Origin of the sequence: Mycobacterium sp. 1245499.0 (genome assembly GCF_001673615.1) — a bacterium.
Taxonomy (GTDB): Bacteria; Actinomycetota; Actinomycetes; order Mycobacteriales; family Mycobacteriaceae; genus Mycobacterium; species Mycobacterium europaeum_A.
Window position 1 is genome coordinate 1 of record NZ_LZMG01000342.1, and the last position, 619, is coordinate 619.

At 64.5% G+C, this 619-nt stretch carries 1 protein-coding gene; it reads right to left on the reverse strand.

The window, feature by feature from the left end; all coding sequences use genetic code 11:
* Positions 1 to 32 precede the first annotated feature (32 nt).
* Positions 33 to 619: class I SAM-dependent methyltransferase (locus tag A5646_RS21175; RefSeq protein ID WP_067023998.1), on the reverse strand; the 587-nt coding region annotated here is incomplete at its 5' end.

The following is a 619-nucleotide window of genomic DNA, read 5'->3' on the forward strand; positions in this document are numbered from 1 at the left end:
CGGTGAACCGTTCGGGGCCGACTTGTCCCGCCCTACTTGACCAACGTGAATTGCCCCACATTGGTGACACCCTTGCGGAAGAAGTTTTCGCAGCCGGTCAGGTAGTGCATGTACTTGTCGTAGACTTCTTCGGACTGCAGGGCGACCGCCTGCTCGCGATTGGCCTCGAGTGCCTCGGCCCACAGGTCCAAGGTCCTGGCGTAGTGCAGCTGCAGCGACTGGACGCGGGTCAGGTCGAAGCCCGCGGTCACTCCGTACTCGCCGACGGTCTGCGGCGTCGGCAGCCAGCCGCCGGGGAAGATCTCGGCCAGGATGAACTGCGAGAACTGCACGATTTCGTGGGTCAGCTTCAGGCCCTTGGCCCGCGCGTCTTTGAACGACGGCCGAACGATGGTGTGCAGCAACATCACTCCGCCGGGCGGCAGCGCCTGGTAGGCCATTTTGAAGAAGCGGCCGTAGCGCTGCCGGCCGAAGTGCTCGAACGCGCCGATGGACACGATGCGGTCCACGGGCTCGTGGAACTTCTCCCAGCCCTCCAGCAGCACCCGCCGGCTGCGGGGGGTGTCCATCTGATCGAAGGACTGCTGCACGTGCTCGGCCTGGTTTTCCGACAGTGTGA